Source organism: Kitasatospora sp. NPDC018058 (assembly GCF_044327205.1).
GTDB lineage: Bacteria > Actinomycetota > Actinomycetes > Streptomycetales > Streptomycetaceae > Kitasatospora.
On sequence record NZ_JBIRFA010000059.1, the window covers coordinates 1 to 20,238 of the forward strand.

18 protein-coding genes are annotated in these 20,238 nt (G+C 73.3%); 5 read left to right on the forward strand and 13 right to left on the reverse strand.

Features of this window, described 5'->3' with window-relative positions:
- The first annotated feature begins 141 nt into the window (after window positions 1-141).
- The gene (locus tag ACH4E7_RS40830; protein WP_396254281.1) at window positions 142-1,578 is read left to right on the forward strand and encodes an MBL fold metallo-hydrolase RNA specificity domain-containing protein; all 1,437 of its coding nucleotides are present in this window, start codon (window positions 142-144) and stop codon (window positions 1,576-1,578) included.
- 118 nt (window positions 1,579-1,696) lie between these two features.
- Here the strand turns inward: ACH4E7_RS40830 and ACH4E7_RS40835 are convergent, their stop codons facing one another.
- The 3 genes from ACH4E7_RS40835 to ACH4E7_RS40845 form a co-directional block, all read right to left on the reverse strand.
- Window positions 1,697-2,026: a hypothetical protein gene (locus ACH4E7_RS40835; protein WP_396254282.1), complete on the reverse strand. Its 330-nt coding sequence runs from the start codon at window positions 2,024-2,026 to the stop codon at window positions 1,697-1,699.
- Window positions 2,027-2,483: 457 nt separating this feature from the next.
- Window positions 2,484-2,939, reverse strand: a complete 456-nt coding sequence (locus ACH4E7_RS40840) for a universal stress protein (RefSeq protein ID WP_396254283.1) — start codon at window positions 2,937-2,939, stop codon at window positions 2,484-2,486.
- 278 nt (window positions 2,940-3,217) lie between these two features.
- Window positions 3,218-5,590, reverse strand: coding sequence for a SpoIIE family protein phosphatase (locus ACH4E7_RS40845; RefSeq protein WP_396254284.1), 2,373 nt, complete (start codon window positions 5,588-5,590; stop codon window positions 3,218-3,220).
- Between the two features lie 512 nt (window positions 5,591-6,102).
- Here ACH4E7_RS40845 and ACH4E7_RS40850 point away from each other — a divergent pair.
- The 4 genes from ACH4E7_RS40850 (at window position 6,103) to ACH4E7_RS40865 (ending at window position 9,498) form a co-directional block, all read left to right on the forward strand.
- On the forward strand, window positions 6,103-6,348 hold the full coding sequence (locus ACH4E7_RS40850) for a DUF1918 domain-containing protein (RefSeq protein ID WP_396254285.1): 246 nt from the start codon (window positions 6,103-6,105) through the stop codon (window positions 6,346-6,348).
- A 12-nt stretch (window positions 6,349-6,360) separates the two neighbouring features.
- Complete coding sequence (locus ACH4E7_RS40855; RefSeq protein ID WP_396254286.1) at window positions 6,361-6,981, forward strand: cation transporting ATPase C-terminal domain-containing protein; 621 nt, start codon at window positions 6,361-6,363, stop codon at window positions 6,979-6,981.
- A 4-nt stretch (window positions 6,982-6,985) separates the two neighbouring features.
- Window positions 6,986-8,320: a nicotinate phosphoribosyltransferase gene (locus ACH4E7_RS40860; protein ID WP_396254287.1), complete on the forward strand. Its 1,335-nt coding sequence runs from the start codon at window positions 6,986-6,988 to the stop codon at window positions 8,318-8,320.
- A 299-nt stretch (window positions 8,321-8,619) separates the two neighbouring features.
- Window positions 8,620-9,498 carry a universal stress protein gene (locus ACH4E7_RS40865; RefSeq protein WP_396254288.1) on the forward strand — a complete coding sequence of 293 codons (879 nt, stop codon included), beginning with the start codon at window positions 8,620-8,622 and terminating at the stop codon, window positions 9,496-9,498.
- Between the two features lie 513 nt (window positions 9,499-10,011).
- Here the strand turns inward: ACH4E7_RS40865 and ACH4E7_RS40870 are convergent.
- The 10 genes from ACH4E7_RS40870 to ACH4E7_RS40915 all read right to left on the reverse strand — a co-directional run bounded on the left by ACH4E7_RS40870 (window position 10,012) and on the right by ACH4E7_RS40915 (window position 20,232).
- Window positions 10,012-10,254, reverse strand: coding sequence for an acyl carrier protein (locus ACH4E7_RS40870; RefSeq protein ID WP_396254289.1), 243 nt, complete (start codon window positions 10,252-10,254; stop codon window positions 10,012-10,014).
- On the reverse strand, window positions 10,251-11,591 hold the full coding sequence (locus ACH4E7_RS40875; protein WP_396254290.1) for a dihydrolipoamide acetyltransferase family protein: 1,341 nt from the start codon (window positions 11,589-11,591) through the stop codon (window positions 10,251-10,253). The genes ACH4E7_RS40870 and ACH4E7_RS40875 overlap by 4 nt, the downstream gene beginning before the upstream one ends.
- 1 nt (window position 11,592) lies before the next feature.
- On the reverse strand, window positions 11,593-12,585 hold the full coding sequence (locus ACH4E7_RS40880) for an alpha-ketoacid dehydrogenase subunit beta (RefSeq protein ID WP_396254291.1): 993 nt from the start codon (window positions 12,583-12,585) through the stop codon (window positions 11,593-11,595).
- Window positions 12,582-13,604 (reverse strand): pyruvate dehydrogenase (acetyl-transferring) E1 component subunit alpha, encoded by a 1,023-nt coding sequence (gene pdhA / locus ACH4E7_RS40885; RefSeq protein ID WP_396254292.1) that lies wholly within the window; start codon window positions 13,602-13,604, stop codon window positions 12,582-12,584. Before pdhA ends, ACH4E7_RS40880 begins: the two co-directional genes overlap by 4 nt.
- Window positions 13,601-15,391 (reverse strand): acetate--CoA ligase, encoded by a 1,791-nt coding sequence (acsA, locus tag ACH4E7_RS40890; RefSeq protein ID WP_396254293.1) that lies wholly within the window; start codon window positions 15,389-15,391, stop codon window positions 13,601-13,603. The genes pdhA and acsA overlap by 4 nt, the downstream gene beginning before the upstream one ends.
- Window positions 15,392-15,776: 385 nt before the next feature.
- On the reverse strand, window positions 15,777-16,400 hold the full coding sequence (locus tag ACH4E7_RS40895; RefSeq protein WP_396254294.1) for a V-type ATP synthase subunit D: 624 nt from the start codon (window positions 16,398-16,400) through the stop codon (window positions 15,777-15,779).
- Window positions 16,397-17,773 carry a V-type ATP synthase subunit B gene (locus ACH4E7_RS40900; protein WP_396254295.1) on the reverse strand — a complete coding sequence of 459 codons (1,377 nt, stop codon included), beginning with the start codon at window positions 17,771-17,773 and terminating at the stop codon, window positions 16,397-16,399. The genes ACH4E7_RS40895 and ACH4E7_RS40900 overlap by 4 nt, the downstream gene beginning before the upstream one ends.
- The gene (locus ACH4E7_RS40905; protein ID WP_396254296.1) at window positions 17,770-19,491 is read right to left on the reverse strand and encodes a V-type ATP synthase subunit A; all 1,722 of its coding nucleotides are present in this window, start codon (window positions 19,489-19,491) and stop codon (window positions 17,770-17,772) included. Before ACH4E7_RS40905 ends, ACH4E7_RS40900 begins: the two co-directional genes overlap by 4 nt.
- Window positions 19,484-20,026 carry a hypothetical protein gene (locus tag ACH4E7_RS40910; RefSeq protein WP_396254297.1) on the reverse strand — a complete coding sequence of 181 codons (543 nt, stop codon included), beginning with the start codon at window positions 20,024-20,026 and terminating at the stop codon, window positions 19,484-19,486. The genes ACH4E7_RS40905 and ACH4E7_RS40910 overlap by 8 nt, the downstream gene beginning before the upstream one ends.
- Window positions 20,023-20,232 (reverse strand): hypothetical protein, encoded by a 210-nt coding sequence (locus ACH4E7_RS40915; protein ID WP_396254298.1) that lies wholly within the window; start codon window positions 20,230-20,232, stop codon window positions 20,023-20,025. The genes ACH4E7_RS40910 and ACH4E7_RS40915 overlap by 4 nt, the downstream gene beginning before the upstream one ends.
- Between the last annotated feature and the right edge of the window lie 6 nt (window positions 20,233-20,238).

Genomic DNA, 20,238 nt, shown 5'->3' on the forward strand with positions numbered 1-20,238 from the left:
TGGTCCCGCCTCCACTGTCCGCCCGCCGCGAGCCGCCGGACAGGGCCGTACGGTCCCTGCCGCCAGGGCCGGTTCAGCCCAGGACAGGGCGGCCGCGCGACGCGACGATGGGAGGGACTTCACACCCCGCTGGAGGCGGCCATGACGACGGACACCGGCGAGCCCCCACCGCAGCCCCGACCGCAGCCCCGACCGGGTCTGCTGACCTTCCTCGGCGGCGTGGGCACCGTCACCGGCAGCAAGTTCCTGGTCGAGACCGACCACGCCCGCCTGATGATCGACTGCGGCCTGTTCCAGGGCCTGGCCGAGCTGCGCCGCCTGAACCGCCGCCCGCTGCCCCTAGACCCCGCCGACGTCCAGGCCGTCGTGCTCACCCACGCGCACCTGGACCACTGCGGCTACCTGCCCCGCCTCGTCCGCGACGGCTTCCGCGGGCCGGTGCTCACCACCCCCGACACCGCCCGGATCGCCGAACTGATCCTGCGCGACAGCGCCCACCTGATGCGCGAGGAGGCGGACCACGCCAACGAGCACGGCTGGTCCAAACACCGGCCCGCCCAACCGCTCTACGACGACAAGGACGTCGAGAACGCCCTGCGGATGTTCGACCCCGTCCCGCTGGACACCGACGTCGAGATCACCACCGGGAACGTGCTCCGGCTGCACCGCGCCGGACACATCCTCGGCTCCGCCTGGGCCCGCCTCACCCTGGAGGACGGCCACACCATCGCCGCCAGCGGCGACCTCGGCCGCCCCGTCCACCCACTGCTGCGCCCGCCCGAGCCGTTCACCGGCGCCGACGTCCTGCTGATGGAGTCCACGTACGGGCACCGCCACCACGAGGAGACCGCCGCCCGCGAGTGGTTCGCCCGGGCGCTGGAACGCACCCTCGCCCGGGGCGGCACCGTGGTGATCCCGTCCTTCGCCGTCGACCGCACCGAGGTCGTCCTGCACCAGCTCACCGAGCTGCGCCGGGCCGGCCGGCTGCCGGCCGACGTGCCGGTGTACGTGGACAGTCCGATGGCGCTGGCCACCCTGCAGATCTACCGGGAGGCCTTCGCAGCCGGCTCCGACCAGCTCCGCCCCGACCTCCTCGCCGAGGGCCCGACCGCCCTGGACCCGGAACCGTTCACCCTCATCCACTCCCTCCAGGACTCCCTCGCCCTGGCCCACGCCCACGGCCCGGCCGTCATCGTCTCCGCCTCCGGCATGGCCACCGGCGGCCGCGTCGTCCACCACCTCGCCCGCCTGCTCCCCGACACCCGCAACACCGTCGTCGTGGTCGGCTACGCCGCCGAGGGCACCCGCGCCCGGGACCTGGTGGACGGCGCCCGCGCACTGAAGATGTACGGCACCTACGTCCCGGTCCGCGCCGAGGTCGTCAACGTCCCCACCTTCTCCGCGCACGCCGACGCCGCCGAGATCATCGAATGGCTACGCCCGGCCCCGCCGCCCAGTGCCACGTACCTCGTCCACGGCGAGCCCGAGGGCTCGGAAGCCCTGCGTGACCGGATCGACCGCGAACTCGGCTGGACGGCCGTGGTCCCACACTCGGGCGAGCGGGTGCTCGTCCGGTAAGGAAACGCCGCCCGGAAGCACCGGTTGCCTCGGATCAGAACTCTCATTGGCTTCGGTCCGAGCCGAACAGCCGGGCGGCGTCAGCCGCGCTGGGACCAGTCCTCGCCATCGCAGCATCTTAGAACCCCGCGACCACCGCGAGCGCCAGCTCGGCCGTCTCCGGCAGGTCGTCCAGCAGCACGCAGTCCGCCTCACCGACCAGTTCCTCCCCCACCCAGGCGCCGAGCGTCAGCAGGCCACTGCCTGGAGGCCCGCACAGCCGGTCGGCCGTCTGCCTCGGCGCGTTGCGGCTGACAACGAAGAACCGCAACCGGCGGCTCTCCTCGGACATCCCGTCGGCGTGCAGATCGAGGACGGCCTGATGGTCCTGCGGGCCGAGAGGCCGGATCTCGACCGTGGTGCCGTCGGCCAGCAGCTCCGCGGCGGGTGGACGGTGGACATGGCGCAACTCCTCGGCCGTCGCCGTTCTACGCCTCCAGCGTCCCCACCCGCCCGACGCCCCGGGAGGGCCGACCGGCCCCGCCCTCCTCGCCGAACGGCGTGATTGCCTCCTGCAGGAACGGGGGCAGGGGAGCCACAGCCCGTCCTCAACCGCGCGGTTTCTTCCCCGTCTGCCCCTTCTTGGCCGCGGACTTCGCCGCAGCCTTCGCTACCAGGCCGGACCTCTTCGCTACGGCCTCAGGCACCTTGCCCGACAGTGGTCGGCGCAACAGGCCTGCCAACCATGCCGAACGCGCCACGCAGCCCGGCGGGAACTTCGAGGTCACGGCACGTCCCGCTGAAGGGACCGCTCCAGTTCGCTTCCGCCGTACACCGTGATCCGAACGCCATGACGCGATACGGGTTTGTCACCGGTCAGGGGCCCCTTGGAGCGTGACCTCATTGGTGCTGCGGGGCACCGGGGGTCAGCTGGCGCTGTCGCGGATCACCACGACCGGGCAGGGCGCGTGCTGCACGCAGTACTGTCCGACGGAGCCCAGCATGGCACCGGTGAAGCCGCCGAGACCGCGGTGGCCGAGCACCAGCAGCGACGCCTGTTCCCTGGCCGCACCCAGCAACACCGAGGCGGGGTTGCCCTTCCCGACCCGAAGCTTGATCTCCACCGACGGTTGCGCACCTACGGCCTTTTCGACGTTCTCCGCCAACGCCACGTGCGCGAGGTCGGCGAGCCTGGCCTCCTCCTCGGCGACCGCTACCGCGCCGCCCCACCCGGAGAACGGCGGCTCCCAGGCCATCACCGCCTCCACCAAGGCGTGGGTGAACCCGGCTTGTCGCACCGCCCAGCGCAGTGCCTGCCTGGACTGCTCGGAGCCGTCGACCCCGACGACGATCTTCTCGTCGTAGACCTGTTCCTCTGCCATGGCCTCGCCTTTCCGATCGAGCTGTCGATGACGCCGGGCCGGCAACCGCCCGATCAGGGCCGGGCACCTGCCACCGGGTAGGTGGCTCGGGCCCGCCGAGGCGTGCGGGTGGTGCGAGCAACACCCGGAACCGAGCGCACTGCTCCTATGCAGGTCGGCCGGCTGGCCACCACCACCGGCCGACCCACCGAGGGGCCATGGGAGGGGAAGCACCGGGGTTGCGGATGACGATCGGCACGTCTCTCGGTCCTTCCCCTGCGCTCGTTCCAGGGGATGGTTCACGGCCGGTGGGGGGTGAGGGGCTGTTCGGTCCAGATGGTTTTGCCGCGGTGGGTGTGGCGGGTGCCCCAGCGGTGGGTGAGCTGGGCGATGAGGAGGAGGCCTCGGCCGCCTTCGTCGGTGGTGCGCGGGTGGCGCAGGTGGGGGGCGGCGCTGCTGTTGTCGGTGACCTCGCAGATCAGGGCGCGGTCGCGGATCAGACGCAGCTGGATGGTGCCGCCCGCGTAGCGGATGGCGTTGGTGATCAGTTCGCTGACTACCACCTCGGTGGTGAAAACCAGTTCGGAAAGGCCCCAGTTGGCGAGTTGACGGTCGGCCAGGGTACGGGCGGTGGCGACGATCGCGGGATCGCTGGGGAAGGTCCACGATGCCACCGCATCGTCTCCCAGGACGCGGGTCTGTGCGACGAGGAGGACCACGCCCTCCGCCGGGCGGCCGGCCAGCTCGGCGTAGATGACGGCATCACAGGTCTCCTGCACCGATGCGCCGGGATGAGCCAGGACGCGCCGCAGTCGGGAGTGTCCGTCCGGGGCTTCGCGGCGGGTGAGGCTGTCGGTGAACAGTGCGATCAAGCTGCCCTCGGGCAGTGACACCTCGGCTGCCTCGAATGGCAGCCCGTTGCCTCCCAGCGGCGGCCCCTCCGGTGCCTGGAGGCATTCCGTCAGGCCGTCGGGGTAGGCGACGACCGGTGCCGCATGCCCGGCCCTGGCCAGGGTCAGGCACTGGGCGATGGGATCGTAGACCGCGTAGACGCAGGTTGCCATGGTCGGCTGCTCAACCGACGGACGGTCGTCGGCGGCCTGCCGGGCTTCTTCGGCGAGGTGGACCATCAGGTCGTCCAAGTGCGCCAGTACCTCCTCGGGAGTCAGGTCCAAGGCGGCCAGGCTGTGTGTTACGGACCGCAGGCGTCCCATGGTGGCCGCGACGTGCATGCCGTGGCCCGCGACCTGCCCGACCGCCACCGCGGTGCGAGCCCCGGACAGCGGGATGACGTCGTACCATCCGCCCCCGCCGGCACTGGTCGGCAGATGGCAGGAGGCCACGTCGAGGGCGTTTTGGGCAGGCTGCGTCTGCGGCAGCAGGCTGCTTTGCAGGGCAAGGGCCGCGGTGCGCTCGCGGGCATAACGGCGGGCGTTGTCCACGCACACCGCGGCCCGGGCGGCCATCTCGGTGACCACGGTCAGATCGTCCTCGTCGAACGGCTCACGCGTAGCGGATCGGTAGAAACCTGCCACGCCCAGCACGACGCCGCGTGCTGTCAGGGGCACGGTCATCAGGGAATGCACGCCGCCGGTGCGCAGGCGTTCGGCCCGCAGCGGGTCGCGGGCCAGCCACTCGGCCTCGTCATCGACGTGCCCGACCAGGCGGGGCCGCAGGTCGGACAGGCACTGTGTGAAGGGCGTTGGGAAGTCGAACGTCGTCTTCTGCCCGACGGCGTAGGCAGGCTGCAGGCCGGCGGCCTCGGCGGTCCGGAACGCGGCGTGGTGGACGGTCACCTCGTCGGTGAGCGGGCCGGGCGCGGGCGCTTCGCCGTGGTAGACCGCGTCGAGGATGTCCACGCTCACCGCGTCGGCAACCCGACCAGCGGCGACCTCGGCGAGTTCCTCGGCGGTACCTGTCACGTCCAGCCGGGTGCCGATGCGCCTGCTGGCGTCGTTGAGCAGTTCCAGTCGCACCCGGTCGCGGTACCGGTCCGTGACGTCGATCGCGATGCTCGCCACCCCGAGGGTGTCTCCCGCCGGATTCTGCAGCCGGAACGCCGACATGGAGAACACTCTTTGTCGGCGGGGATCGGCTGGTGGGTAGCCGGCCTGGACGAAGTCGATGACCGGCTCCCCGGTGTCCAGGACCTGTCGCAGCAGGTGCTCGACGACATCCGTCACCACGCTCGGGGCGACATCGCGGCCGCGCCGCCCGATGATCTCCTCAGGGCGCACGCCACGCATCCCGGAGGAAGCGGTGTTGAACCGCACCACCTGCAGATCCGTATCCATCAGGTGCAGGCCCACCGGCGACTGGGTCAGCAGCGCATCCAGCACCGCCCGGTCGAACTCCCCAGGATCCGCTCCACGGGCCAGTGCCAGGAAGACCACCCAGCCCGCTTCGGATGCCGCGTCCAGGAGCGGGCACATCCACAGCTCGATGTCCAGCGGCAGACCGGAGCGGTCCCGCATCGTGACGCGGAAGCCCCCGAGCATCGGCGGCTCACGCGGGACGGGCCAGGACACGCCCTCGGCGGGCCCGGTCAGCAACGACCACAGCGGTCGGCCCACGACCTCCTCGGCTCGATAGCCGACCAGCGCAGTGGCCTGCTCACTCCATCCCGTGATCAGCCCGCCGGCATCCAGCAAGACCCTGGCAAGTGCCACCATCTGCGCCTCCGTCGCGCCTGTGGAGCATTCATGGCCTCAGACCGGAATGTCGTATCCCGCGGCGCCGTGGTGTCCGGCTGCCGGGAAGTCAGCTCTCAGTGCAGCGAGGTCTACACCTCCCCCTCGACATCGCGACCGGCGGGGGGAGTTCGAGGACACCTCGAAGACGGCGCTGCGGCGAACGACGCCGCATGATCAACACCCGCCATGGTGCCACTCCCCATTGCAAACCGGGTTCGCGGCGCCCTGCTTCCAGCCTACGAGCCCCTCAGCGTTCCTGCCCGTCACTCGATCTTGCAATCACAGGGGCACAGGGGAGTGCGCGTTGTTCGACCCGCGAGGGCGCCCTCTGGCTCGATCCGTGCCTGCCGTCCGCCCAGCGCCGGCCGCTTGGGTCGGCGGGCCCCGTGCCCGGGACCATCCGGCCCCTGCGGCGCCCGGCCTGCCGTGGTGGCATGGGAGTACGGACGACCGGGCGCGCTCCGGCCCCGCACCGACCCAGGGAGGACGGCATGAAAGCCGCCGTGGGAGACCGCATCATCGTCCAGGCCACCCGGCCGGGCGCGGCGCGCAGGGACGGCGAGATCGTCGGCCTGCACCATCCGGACGGCAGCCCGCCCTACGACGTGCGCTGGTCGGACAACGAGCGGGTGACCGAGTACTTCCCCGGCCCGGACGCCCTGATCCACCACTACCACCACGCACCCGAAGACGCCGCAGCGGCCCTACCGCCCCACCCGCACCTGTTCGCCGACTGACGGACCGCTGCCGTGACTGTCTCAGCCCAGGGGCTCGACACCATCTCCGGCCTGACCACCGCCGAGGCCGCACGCTTCGTCCTCGGCCTGCTCCGCCACCATCCGCCCGGGGGGGTGACGGCGATCAGCCTGGCCGTCGCCGCCGTGCCGGAGTCGCTGCCGGCGGTCGAGACGCTCGGCTCGGTCACCGTACTGGCCACGGACAAGACCGGCACCCTCACCCCGGGCCGCATGGTGGTCGAACCCCCGCACGCGCCGCACCAGCACATCCTGCGCTCCGGTGTCTGGCAGCGGGTGCTGCTGCTCGGTCTCGTACTTGCGGCAGCCGCTCTCGGCGCGACGATCTGGGCCCGCCACGGTGAACGCCCTTGGCAGACCGTGCTGTTCCTAGCCCTCCTGGCCGGCCAGCTCGGCACCGTCCTCAGCCTGCGCGAGCGGCTGCTGACCCGCGCCGGCCTCTTCCTCCCCGCCGCCGTCCTCGCCTCCGCCGCACTCGCGGCAGTCGCCCTGTACCTGCCGTTCCTCCGCGACGTCCTCGACACCGTGCCACTCACCTGGAGCGATCTCGCCGCACCCGCCGTCGCCGGGCTCGCCGGATTCGTAGCAGCCCGCCTTCGCAAGCAAGGGATCTGACGCCATGTCGAACGCCCAGGTCACCGACCTGTACGAGGTGACGATGGCCCTCTCATACCTGCGGGAGGGCATGACAGCACCCGCCACGTTCAGCCTCTTCGTCCGGAAGCCGCCGCCCGAACGCGGTTTCCTGGTCGCGGCGGGCCTGGAACCGGTCCTCGACCACCTCGCCGAACTCCGGGTGGACCAGACCGACGTGGCCGCATTCGCGGAAGCGCTTGACCGCCCGTACGCCGATCTGGAGCCCCTGCTGGATCTGCGCTTCACCGGTGAAGTCCGGGCCGTGCCGGAGGGGCGGATCGTGCTGCCAGGGGAGCCGCTGTTGGAGGTCACCGCGCCACTGCCGGAGGCGCAGTTCGTGGAGTCGTACCTGCTCAACCAGGTGTGCCACCAGAGCGCCGTGGCGTCGAAGGCCGCGCGCTGTGTACTGGCGGCGGACGGGCGGCCGGTGGTGGACTTCGCGCTGCGGCGCACCCACGGCGTCCCGGCGGGTGTGCAGGCGGCGCGGCTGGGCGCGGTGGTCGGCTTCGCCGGGACGAGCAACGTGGCGGCGGCCCATGCGTACGGGCTGCGCGCGGTGGGCACCATGGCGCACTCGTACGTCGAGGCGTTCGGCGACGAGGCGGCTGCCTTCCGCGCGTTCGCCCGGGCCCATCCCGGGCCGGTGACCTTTCTGGTCGACACGTACGACACCGCACGCGGGGTCGCCGTAGCCGCCCAGGTGCTGCGGGAGTTGGGGCTACGGGAGGGTTGTGCCGTACGGCTCGACAGTGGGGACCTGGGAGCGTTGGCGGTCACCGCGCGGCGGATCCTGGACGGGGCCGGGCTGCCCGGTGTCCGGATCACGGCCAGCGGCGGGCTGGACGAGTACGGGGTCGAGCGGCTGGTCGAGTCCGGGGCGCCGATCGACGTCTTCGCGGTCGGGACCCTTGTCGGGGTGTCGGCGGACGCACCGTACCTGGACGCCGCGTACAAGTTGGTCGAGTACGACGGGCGGCCGATGATGAAGCTGTCGACCGGGAAGGTCACCGCGCCGGGGGCCAAGCAGGTGTTCCGTAGGCCGGGGCTCGTGGACACGATCGCGCTCCTGGACGAGCCTGCCCCGCCGGGGACAGCGCCTCTGCTGCGAACGGTCATGACGGACGGCAAACGGACAAGCCCACCGAGCATGCTCTCCGACGCCCGGGCCGCCTTCGAGACCGATCTCGCCCAACTCCCGCCCGCTGCACGCCGGATCCGCTCCCCTCAGATGCCCACCGCAGCCGTGTCCGAGCGACTGGCCTGCCTCACCGCCGACGTCCGCCGGCACATCGAGCAGCGGATGCGCGCCACTCGGTAGGGCAGCCGACGGCCGGAGGGCGTCCGCAGGTCAAGCGGCGGGGGGTTGTGGGGGCGGGTCGGCCGGGTGACGACCTTGATCCGGACCATCGTGGCCACCTCCTCGTCCGGCCTGTGCTCCACGCTGCCGCCGTCGACGGCCTGCCCCCAGGTCCCCGAGGGCCGACCCGGGCTGCCGGTCGGGGGGGGTCACAGGTGGGTCCGCCAGGCTCACGGCCCTGGGCCGGTCGGCCCTCGTGCCGGGCGCCGGGCCTGCCTAGCGTGGGAGCAAGGTCCGGTCGTCCGGTCCGAGGAGGAGCCATGACACCCGTGAGTTCGGACGGCCCGCGCCGTCCCGTCGTCCTCGGCGTCGACGCGCTCGACACCGGCCGGATGACCGCCGTCTGGGCCGCCGACGAGGCCGACCACCGCGGCCTGCCGCTGCGGCTGGTGCACGCCATCCCGTCCCTGTTCCATGAGTTCGGCGTCTTCGACGAGGGCCGTTGCCGCAAGGCCCTGCGCCAGCGCGCCGACCAGGCGCTCGACCGGGCCGCCCGCACGGCCCGCGAACGGCACCCCGGCCTGGAGCTCGTCACGGCCGTCGACGAGGACCTCCCGGCCCTGGCGCTGTACCGGGAGTCCGTCCACGCCGAGCTGATCGTCCTGGGCTCGCGCCGGCTCAGCCGGACCCAGGAGGTGCTGAGCGCCTACTCGGTGACCGTCCCGGTGAGCGCCCAGTCCCCGTGCCCGGTGGTGGTCGTCCGCGACCCCGAGCACGTCACCCAGGACCCGCCCTACGTCGTGGTCGGCGTGGACGGCAGCCCGTCCTCCCAGGCCGCCGTCGACTTCGCCTTCGACCTGGCCGCCGAACGACACGCCGCCCTGCGCGCCATCTGGGTCTGGCAGCGCCCGCCGGTCGGCAACCTCGACGAGCCGGAGACCGAACGGACCCTCCGCCGACTGCTCGTCGAGTCCACCGCCGGACGGCACGAGCGCCACCCCGGCGTGACCGTCACCCACGAGCTGGTGCACGGCCACCCGGTCGAGGCGCTGGGCGCCGCCTCCGAGCACGCCCTCGCCGTGGTCGTCGGCCGCCGCGGGCAGGGTGGTTTCACCGGGATGCGGCTCGGCACCGTCCCCCACGGCCTGCTGCACCGCGCGCACTGCCCGATCGCGATCGTGCCCGCTCCCAAGCACTGAAGCGCTCGCACCGAAGCGAACCAACGCCGAGGGGCAGCCGCTGTCACTCCCCCGATACTGGGGCCGACGAGCGCACCGTGAACCCTCCCGTCGTCGGATATGGGGGTCCCCCGGCCGAAGGCGAGGGAGGCCCGCCCGAAAGCCTCGCCGCCACCCAGTAGGCCCTCCACGAGGCGCAGCGCCGCAGGTGCTCTCCCGTCCTCCTCCAGGCGTGGCCCTGGCCGACGCGGGACGTGGTCGGGAGCGACGAGATGCGGTGGTTCCCGCCGCTGACGTATTTGAACCACGCCCCCGGCGGGTGGAACGGGATGTCGTACTCCCAGGTGGGCAGCACATGGACGACGCGCAGTCCGGCGCCATGCAGGACCGCCTCGTGGGCGGCCCACATCAGGGCTCGCAGGCTCCGCCCGGAGCCTCCCCCAGCCTTCGGCCGGGGGACCCCCATCGCCGACGATGACCGGTTCGGTCGGGGGCGGCGCACGGAGCGTGCGGTGAGGACGTCCGGCTGCGCACTCAGGTGCGCTCGGTCAGGAGGGCCGCGCCGTCCGCGAGGGTGGTCAGGCGCGGATAGTCGTCCTCGTCGATCCGGCACCCCGCTCGTTCGGACAGTCGCTCGACGAGGGTGAGGAAGTCGATGGAATCGAGTTCGAGCGCCTCCCGGATGCTTGTGTCCGGTCCGATCCTCCCGAAGTCCGCGTCCGGGACGATCTCGGTCAGCACCTCCTGGAGGAGGGCCAGGGCCTGGTCGTGGTTCACAGCTCCTCCGGTTTCTGCAGCAGCCGGTCGAGTGCCGCCAGGTAGCGGGCACCAGTCGCCCCGTCGCTGGCCCTGTGGTCCGCGGAGAGAGTAGCGGTGACCACCGGGCGGACGCCGAGCATGCCGTCGGCGGCCCAGGGCCGTTCGACGACCTTGCCGAGGCCCACGAGCGCGACCTGTGGCGGGTAGATGACACCGAAGACGATCTCCACTCCCTGGTCACCCAGACTCGTGACGGTGATCGTCGGGTCGGAGGCCTCGGAGCCGCGCAGCCGCCCGGCCCGCGCCCGGGTCACGAGGTCCCTCAGCCGCGCCATCAGCTCGGCCGGCGACAGGTCGGCCGCGTCATGGATGGCCGGTGCGACCAGCCCGCCGCCACGCAGAGCGACGGCTACACCAAGGTGGACCGCGGGTGCGGGAACGAAGCCGGTGCCGGTCCAGAAGCCGTTGAGCTGCGGCACCTCGCGGGCCGCCAGGGCGGCGGCCTTGAACAGCAATGCGGCAGGCACCAGCCGTTCGGGCACCGGGAGTTGACGGTTGCGTTCGTGCAGCCAGTCGACAGCGGCGGCGAGGTCGATGGTGGTGGAGAGGTAGTAGTGCGGGATCTCCCGTTTGGAACGGGCCATCATGTCGCCGACGGCCTGGCGCATCGTCTGCCGACGGTCCCCGGCAGCCTTCTCCGTCGCGGGTTCCGAGGGCGGGGTCGAGGGCACGGATGGGCGCCCCGCGCTGACAGCGGCCCGGACGTCGGACACCCGGACCGCTCCGTCCGCGCCCGTACCCGTCACCGTGGAGAGGTCGATCCCGGCCTCCGCCGCGACACGCCGAGCCAGTGGCGTCGCCCGGACCCGGGCCCCGGACGACGGCGTCGGCGCGACGGCGGCCGGCCGCCGTGGCGCCGTCCGCCGCCTCCTGCTGCGGTTGCCCGGCACCGCGGCCACGACGTCGGCCCGGGTGATCCTTCCGCCGGGGCCCGTCCCGTGCACGGCTTCGAGGTCCACCCCACTCTCCTCGGCCAGGTGCCGGACGAGCGGGGTGGCCCCCGGCCCGTCGGCTCGCGCCGGTGCCGGCTCCGGTGCGGGCACCGGCTCGGGCTCGAACTTCCCGGTGGCGATGACGGCCATGACGGCGCCCACCGGGACCGTCGTCCCGGGTTCGACCAACAGCCGCTCGACCGTGCCGGTCTCGAAGCACTCGACCTCGATCGCCGCCTTGGCCGTGTCCACGACGGCCACGATGTCGCCGCGGGCCACCTGGTCCCCCGGCCCCACCAGCCACTCCAGGAGCGTTCCCTCGGTCATGTCGGCGCCGAGTGCGGGCATGGTGAACTCGGCCATCTCAACCGACCGCCCGCCGGGCCGCCGCCACGATGCCCGCGACCTGCGGAAGGGCGGCCTCCTCCAGCTGCTGGGCGTAGGGCACTGGCACCTCGGCCCCGCACACCCGTTCCACCGGCGCGTCCAGGTCGTAGAACCCCTGTTCCGCGATCCGCGCCGCGACCTCGGCCGACAGCCCTGCGGTGCGCCAGCCCTCGTCGACGACCACGGCCCGGTGGGTACGGGCGACGGAGCCCAGGATCGTCGCGTCGTCCAGCGGACGGAGCGTCCGCAGGTCGACGACCTCGGCCTCGATGCTGTCCGTGGCCAGCCGCTCGGCGGCCTCCAGGGCCTTGCCGAGCGAGCCGCCGTAGGTGATGAGGGTGACGTCGCTTCCGGCGCGGCGGACGGCGGCGCTGTCCAGGTCCACCCGGGCCGCGCCCGGGTCGGAGGTGCCGGTGACGTTGTAGAGCGAGCCGTGTTCGAAGATCACCACCGGGTCGGGATCCGCCAGCGCCGGCGCCAGCATGTACCGGGCGTCATCCAGGGTGGCCGGGGCCAGCACCCGGATGCCCGGGATGTGGGCGTACCAGCCTTCGAGGCTGTGCGAGTGCTGGGCCGCGAGCTGCCGGCCGGCGCCGGTGGTCATCCGGATCACCAGCGGCACGGCGACCTGTCCGCCGGACATGTGCAGCAGCGTCGCGGCGTTGTTCAGGATCTGGTCCAGGGCGAGGAGGCTGAAGTTGACGGTCATCACCTCGACGATCGGCCGCAGGCCGGCGATGGCCGCACCGATAGCGGCGCCCACGAAGGCCGACTCGGACAGTGGTGTGTCGCGGACCCGGTCGGGTCCGAACTCGTCGAGCAGTCCGAGGCTGACGCCGAAGGCGCCGCCGTACCGCCCGACGTCCTCGCCCATCAGGAACACCCGCTCGTCGGCCGCCAGCGCCTCGCGCAGCGCCTCCCTGAGCGCGTCCCGGTAAGTCGGCTCCCGAGCTGCCTTCGCCCCGGTCACGGTCGTTCCCCCGCCGGGCTGTGAACGAAGCGCAGCAGGTCCTCCGGAGGTTCCAGCCCGCCCTTCCCGGCCTCCTCCACCGCCCGCTCCAGTTCCTCGGCGACCTCCTTCTCGACGAGGTCGAGCCCGGCGTCGTCGAGACCGTCCTCGGCGCGCATCCGGTCGGTGAGGAGGGTGATCGGGTCTCGCTCTTTCCACCGCTCGATCTCGGCCTTGTCGCGGTAGAGGTCCGGGTCGTACATGGAGTGCGCACGGAAGCGGTAGGTGCGCAGTTCGAGGAAGTACGGGCCGGCTCCCTCCCGAACGGCCTGCGCCGCGCGCCGGACGGCCCGTTCGACGGCCAGGACGTCCATGCCGTCCACGGCCCAGGCGACCATCCCGTAGGAGGCGGCCCGGGCGGCCAGGTCGATCTGGGCGTGCTCACGGACCAACGGGGTGCCCATGGCGTACAGGTTGTTCTCGCAGACCATCAGCAGCGGCAGGTCCCAGAGCGCGGCGAGGTTGGCGGTTTCGTGGAACTCGCCCTCGGCGACCGCGCCGTCGCCGAAGAAGCAGCACGTCAGGTTCGGCCGACCGCGCATCCGGTCGGCCAGGGCAAGACCGGCCGCCACCGGGATGCCCCCGGCGACGATGCCGTGGCCGCCGTAGAACCGGCGGCCGACGTCGAACAGGTGCATCGACCCGCCCCGGCCCCGGCTGCAGCCGGTGACCCGGCCGAGCATCTCGGCCAGCACCGCCGCCATGGGAATGCCTCTGGCCAACGCGTGGCCGTGTTCGCGGTACGTGGTGACCACCGAGTCCTCGGGCGTGAGCGCCTGGTGGACGCCGACGGACACGGCTTCCTCGCCGATGCACAGATGGACGAAGCCGCGGATCTCTCCGGCGCTGTAGAGCTCGACGCACCGCTCCTCGAAGCGGCGGATGCGCAGCATCTCCCGCAGCAGGTCGTGCCGGTGTTCGCGGCCGGTCGGCGGTCTGGGGCTGCTGCGGTGGGGGTTCGCGACGGTTCGGCGGGTCATGTCGTCTCCTCCAGGGTCGACAGGTCGCCCTCGGGCAGGCCTAGTTCGCGGGCCCGCAGCAGCCGCCGCATGACCTTGCCACTGCGGGTCTTCGGCAGGTGCTGGTCGAAGGCGATCTCGCGCGGGGCGATGGCCGGGCCGAGCCGCCGCCGGGCGAACGCGGTGAGGTCCCGGGCGAGTCGGTCGCCCGCCTCGAACCCGGGCTTGAGCGAGACGAAGGCCTTGACCACCTCCCCCACCATCGGGTCGGGCCGGCCGATCACCCCTGCCTCGGCCACCGCGGGATGCTCCATCAGCGTGCTCTCGACCTCGAACGGGCCGATCAGGTGCCCGGCCGACTTGATCACGTCGTCCGCCCGCCCGACGAACCAGTAGTAGCCGTCGGCGTCTCGCCGGACCACGTCCCCGGTGAGGTACCAGTCGTCGGCGAAGCAGGACCGGTAGCGCTCCTCGGCGCCGAGGTAGCCGCGGAACATGGACGGCCAGCCGGGCCGCAGGGCCAGCTCGCCCTCCGCTCCCGGTTCCTCCAGCACCCGGACCCTGCCGTCGGTGACCTCCGCGCGCCCGTTCGGCCCGCGGGCGAGGACGCCGGCCGTCACTCCGGGCAACGGCCGTCCCATTGAGCCGGGCCTGATCTCGGCCCCGGCCACGTTGGCGATCATGATGCAGCCGGTCTCGGTCTGCCACCAGTTGTCGTGGATCGGCAGGCCCAGGATCTCCGGCCCCCAGCGCACCGCCTCGGGGTTGAGCGGCTCGCCGACACTGGCGACGAACCGCAGCGCCGACAGGTCGAAGGAGCGCGGCAGGTCCGGCGGGCTGCCCCGGGGGCTCATCCGCATCAGCATCCGGATCGCGGTCGGCGCGGTGTACCAGACGCTCACCCGCTGCTCGGACAGGATGCCGTACCAGCGCCGGGCCTCGTACTCGCCCGCGTCGACGACCATGGTCACCCCGTGGGTGAGCGGCGCGATGATCCCGTAGGAGGTGCCGGTCACCCACCCCGGGTCGGCGGTGCACCAGAACACGTCGTCCGGGCGGAGGTCCAGTGCCAGCGCGGCGGTCGCGTGGTGGGCGACCACGGCCTCGTGCACGTGGATCGCGCCTTTCGGGGTGCCGGTCGTCCCGCTGGTGAAGTGCAGCAGCGCCATGTCCTCGGGATCGGTCTCCGGGATCGTGAAGTCCTCGGACGCACCGGCCGTCAGGGAGTCGAACGCGATGGTCCCGGGCAGGTCCCCGGCACTTGGGCCGACGATCAGGACGTGGTCCAGTCCGGGCAGCCCGTCGCGTCCGTCCGCCACCTTGCGGCGGTACAGCTCCGCAGTGGTGACCAGGACCCGCACCTCCCCGAGCCGCAACCGCTCCGCCACCGGTGCCGGGCCGAAGGCGGGGAACAGCGGGCAGAACACCGAGGTGTTCTTCAGCGTCCCCAGGACGGACACGTACAGCTCCGGGCAGCGGCCGAGCAGCGACGCGACCCGGTCCCCTTTCCGCACCCCGACGGCCCGCAGCCCGTTGGCGAAGCGATTGCTGAGCCGGGCGAGTTCGGCGTACGAGACCGGGGTGACCGTACGGTCCGCAGCAATGCAACGGAGTGCGATCTTGTCCCCTCGTCCGGCCGCCACGTGCCGGTCGACGGTCTCGTACGCGATGTTCAGCCCGCGCCGTCCGGGGAGCCCGTCGAGCTGCGCCCGGGCTCGCTCCCAGACGGGGCCGCGCCCGGGCGCCCGGCCCCCGCCCGTGCCGGCTACCGCCCCCGGTGCACGTTCCTGGACCACGTCGCCGTCCACGGCGGCTCCTTCCGGACCGCGGGCCGGTGTCCGGGCCCGCTCCCCTCATCGTCCGGCGGCTCCCGGACCTCCGCGAGACGGCGACCGGCCGCTCATCCATGCCCGTTCGCCCTGGTCCGTCAGGGCCGATCGGCCCCACCTCCGTCCACCGCCGGCGGGCCAGGCCGGAGGTGCCGACGCTTCGAGGAGGTGGCCGTCATGCTGAATCACACCGACCACGGCGGACGGCGCCGGCGCAATGCCCCTGCGCACCCCGCTGACGCCCGCGGTCCGAATCGCGGAAGCGAGTCATGACTGACGACACGATCGTTGCGGGTGGTGGGGGTCCCCCGGACGAAGGCTGGGGGAGGCTCCAAGCAGTCCAGGTAGTGATCGTACGCGGGCGTTACTCCTGACCACGCGTCCGCTCCGCCGCCCAGCGGCGGCGGACCGCGTCCTCGTGCTCGGCCTGCTCCACCGCCTGCTCCACGGCGGCGAGTTCGGCGGTCAGCCGGGGGATCCAGTGCCGGCGCAGGGCCCGGACCCGACGGCGGGTGCGGGCCGTTTCCTCCCCCACCAGCCGGGCCGCCGTCCGGTGCGCGGCGTAGGCGGCGGCCGCCCGGACCGCCTCGCGGTAGGCCGCCTCGGCGTGCACCAGTGCGGTGTTACCCGGGGCGGGCTCGTGCGCGGCCCGGACCGCGTCGGTGCAGGAGACGCCGGACGGATGGTGCACCCCCATGGAGACAGTCCACTCGACGACCACGTCCGCCCGATCGGCCACGGCCGCTGCGGCCAGCGCCCCTTCCCCGCTCACCAGCAGGCCACGCAGGAGCCACGTCTCCGCCTCCGCCAGCTGCTCCCGCCACCGTGCCTCGGCCGTCTCCTCGTCCTGCCTCAGCTGCCCGTGCCGTTCCAGCAGCACCCGCAGCTTGCGGTCGAGCAGGTCGGCCCCGCGCAGGGCGACGTCCAGGCTGTGCCGCAGCCGCAGCCGGGTCGCCCGGCCCGGCGGGGTGCGGCGACGCGCGGTCATGACGCATCATGCGTGTCGAGCTGCTCGGGCGGCAGCATGGCGAGCTGGCTGCGCGGCAGGGTGAGCAGGACGTCCCAGGCACGGTCCAGCGCGTCCCCCAGCGGCCGGTTCTCGTCCGGCCGCTGGGCGAGGAACCGGTCCGGGAAGACCTCGTCCAGGTCGAGGTACCGTAGGTCGGTCGGACTCAACGCCGAACGGCCCACCAGGTCGGCGAGTTCGCGCACCTGCCGGGCCCGCGCGAGCGCGGCCAGCAGCTGCGCGGCCACGTCGAGGTGGTCGGACCTCGTCCGACCCGGGCCCGCGCCCTTGCGCATCAGCCGGGAGAGCGAGGAGAGCGCGTCCACCGGCGGGTACACCCCGCGCGCGTGCGCCTCGTGGGAGAGCACGATCTGGCCCTCCGTGATGTAGCCGGTCAGGTCGGGCACCGGATGCGTGATGTCCCCGGCAGGCATGGTGAGCACCGGGAGGAGCGTGACCGAGCCGGGCCGGCCCCGGATCCGGCCGCAGCGCTCGTACAGGGAGGCCAGGTCACTGTAGAGATATCCCGGGTAGGCCCGCCGGGCGGGCACCTCGCCGCGCGCGGCCGACACCTCGCGGAGGGCCTCGGCGTACGCGGTCATGTCGGTCATCACCACCAGGACGTGCCGCCCGCCCTCGAACGCGAGGTGCTCGGCCACGGTGAGGGCGATGCGCGGGGTGAGTAGTCGCTCGATCACCGGGTCGTCGGCAGTGTTCAGCAGCAGCGTCAGCTCCCCGGTACCGGAGCGCGCGGCGAGCCCGTCCCGGACGAAGGCCGCGTCCGCGTGGGTGAGGCCCATGCCGGCGAACACCACGCTGAAGGCCTCGCCGCCGCTGACGGCCTGGGCGGCCACCTGCACGGCGAGTTCGAGGTGGGGCAGCCCGGCCGCCGAGAACACCGGCAGCTTCTGCCCGCGCACCAGCGTGGTGAGCACGTCGATCGCCCCGACCCCGGTCAGCACCGGTTCGGCGGGCGGCTCGCGCCGGACGGGGTTGAGGGGGACCCCTCCGACCGCCGCCGACGCGGGGCCGAGGACCGGCGGACCGCCGTCTATCGGTTCCCCTCTGCCGTTGCACACCCGGCCGAGCCACGCGGGACCGACCGGGACGCGCAGCGGGCCGCCGGTGAACGCGGCCCGGGTGGCGGCCGGGTCCATGCCCGCGGTGTCCTCCAGGACCTGTACGACCGCGAGGTCACGGTCCACCTCCAGGACGAGGCCATGGCGCCGCTCGCCCGATCCGAGGGTGATCTCCACGAACTCGTCCCACCCCACTCCGGCCACGCCGCCCACCACGAGGAGAGGCCCGCGCAGCTCCCGCACGTCCGTGAACTCGACCTCGCCGAAGTCCGTCACCGCGGCTCCCCGAGCGCGGTGAGCACCGCCGCGCAGCCGGCGGCCACGGCGTCGGTGTCCCGGGGCCCGGCTTCCTCGCGGGCGCGCAGCAGCGGGGTGAAGTCAGTCTCCTCGACCGTTTCAGCCGGTGTGCCGGCGTCGACCAGCTCCCGGCACCGCGCGACCGTCGCGAGCACGGCGTCCGCCAGTGCCGCCGTCTTCTCCGGGGAGCAGTACGCGTCGTGCGCCGACAGCGCGCTCTGCTGGAGCAGGCCTTCCCGGACCAGCCGCCCGGCGAGCACGCTGACCCGCTCGGGGCCCGGGAGCGCGGTGATGCCGACCAGGTCGACCAGGTCGGCCAGCCGGTCCGCCTCGGCGAGCAGCGCGGTGACGCGTGCGCGACGCTCGCCCCAGGCGGGGTCTCCCGCCCGCGTGTGCGCAGTGCCGAGGGCGGCAGCGTCGCGGGCGAACGAGCCGGACCACGACACGGCCGGATAGTGCCGGGCGTAGGCGAGTTCGCGGTCGAGCGTCCAGAGGCTGCGGACGAAGCGCTCGGTGTGGGCGGTGACGGGCTCGGTCAGGTCCCCGCCGGGCGGGGAGACGGCGCCGAGGACGGTGACCGACCCGCGGGCGCCGCCGAGGGTGCGCACCGCCCCGGCGCGTTCGTAGAACGCCGCGAGCTCCGAGGCGAGGTCGGCGGGGTATCCCTCCTCGGCCGGCAACTCGCCCATTCTGGAGGAGAATTCGCGCAGCGCCTCGGCCCAGCGGGAGGTCGAGTCGGCGATCAGCACGACGTCCAAGCCCATGTCGCGGAAGTACTCGGCGACGGTCGCGCCGGTGTGCACGCTCGCCTCCCGGGCCATCATCGGCATGTTGGAGGTGTTGGCGACCACGACCGTCCGGTCGGCCAGTCGGCCGCCGGTCCTCGGGTCGTCGAGTTCCGCGAACTCGGCCATCACGTCGGCCAGTTCGTTGCCCCGCTCACCGCAGCCCACGTACACGATGACGTCGGCGTCGCACCACTTGGCGATCTGCTGCAGCAGGACGGTCTTCCCGGTGCCGAAGCCGCCGGGAACCGCGACCGTCCCGCCCCGGGCGACCGGGAAGAGCAGGTCGATCACCCGCTGGCCGGTGTGCAACGGCTCGGCGGCGTCCAGCCGTTCCCGGACGGGCCGGGGCCGGCGGATCGGCCACCCGACGCCGGCCCGGACCGGTTTGCCGCCCACCACGACGAGCACCTCGTCCGCCCCGCACGGCCCCTCTGGGGCGATGCGCTCCACCGGTCCGGACGCGTCCGGCGGTACCAGGACCCGCAGCGGCAGCGAGCCCCCGGCCCACTCCCCCAGGACGGCGCCCGGCACGGCTTCGTCCCCCGGAGCCGCGATGGGGACGAAGCGCCAGGTACGCCCGTCGGCCTCGGTGCCGCTGCCCGGAAGCAGCCAGTCGCCGGCTCCGGTGAGCGGGCGCAGCAGGCCGTCGAAGACGCCGCCGAGCAGCCAGGGGCCGAGCCGAACCCGCAGCGGTCGGCCCGTCGGGCGGGCCGGGTGTCCCGGGGCCAGCCCGCCGGTGTACTCGTACGCCTGCACGCTCGCCACGTCCCCGGTGATGGCCACGACCTCGCCCGGCAGGTCCTCCGGGCCGAGCAGCACCACGTCGTGCATGGCGACGCCGCCGTCGCAGGCCACCTCGACCAGCGGACCGGCGACCCGCAGGATCCTCGACGAGCCCGGGTCAGCCATCCGGTCTCCCGTCGCCGTCGTCCGACTGCCAGAGCGTCCCTGCTTCCGGGCCGAGCCGGTCGAGCGCGCGGCGTACGAGCGCGGGCGTTCCGAGGTCCACCAGGCGGCCGGGGGCAGTGGCGAGCAGTCCACCGTCGGGGTGGGCGGTGATCCGGGCGTCCGGTCCGAGCAGGTACCGGGCCCGCCGGGCCAGCCGCTCCGCCGTGCCGGGCTCGCTCTCGTACCGCTCCCGGACGCGCTCGGCCACCCGGCGGCACAGCTCGGTGTAGGCCTCGCCCTGGGCCGCCAGCTCTCGCGCCCGGGCCGCGCGGGCGGCCTGGGCGTTCTCTGCCGCGGCGACGGCCTCACCCTCTTCCGTCCCCGCCTGGACGGCCCAGTACAGCACGGCCGCCGCCTCGGCGCGTGCGGCGGCGAGGGCACGCTCGGCGTCATGACGGGCCTCGGCGAGCGCCTGCTCGGCGTCGGCCCGCGCGGCGCGCAGCAGTTCGGCCCGGACGGGTGCCAGCGCGTCGGTGCCACCGGCCCGTCCGGTCACGGCAGCACCGCCGTCAGGGGCTCTGTAGCGTCCAGCCTGGCCGGGCCGAGCGCCTGCGCCGCCGCCCGCCCGACCAGGACCAGCGCCGTTCCCCCAGGCAGCGCGGCCCAGGCGGCCACGGCCTCCTCCGGCTGCTCGGCGACGAGCACGGTGACGCCGGCCAGGGCCAGCCCGGCCACCTCGGTCGGCGCCCCGATGGCGACCACGCCGCC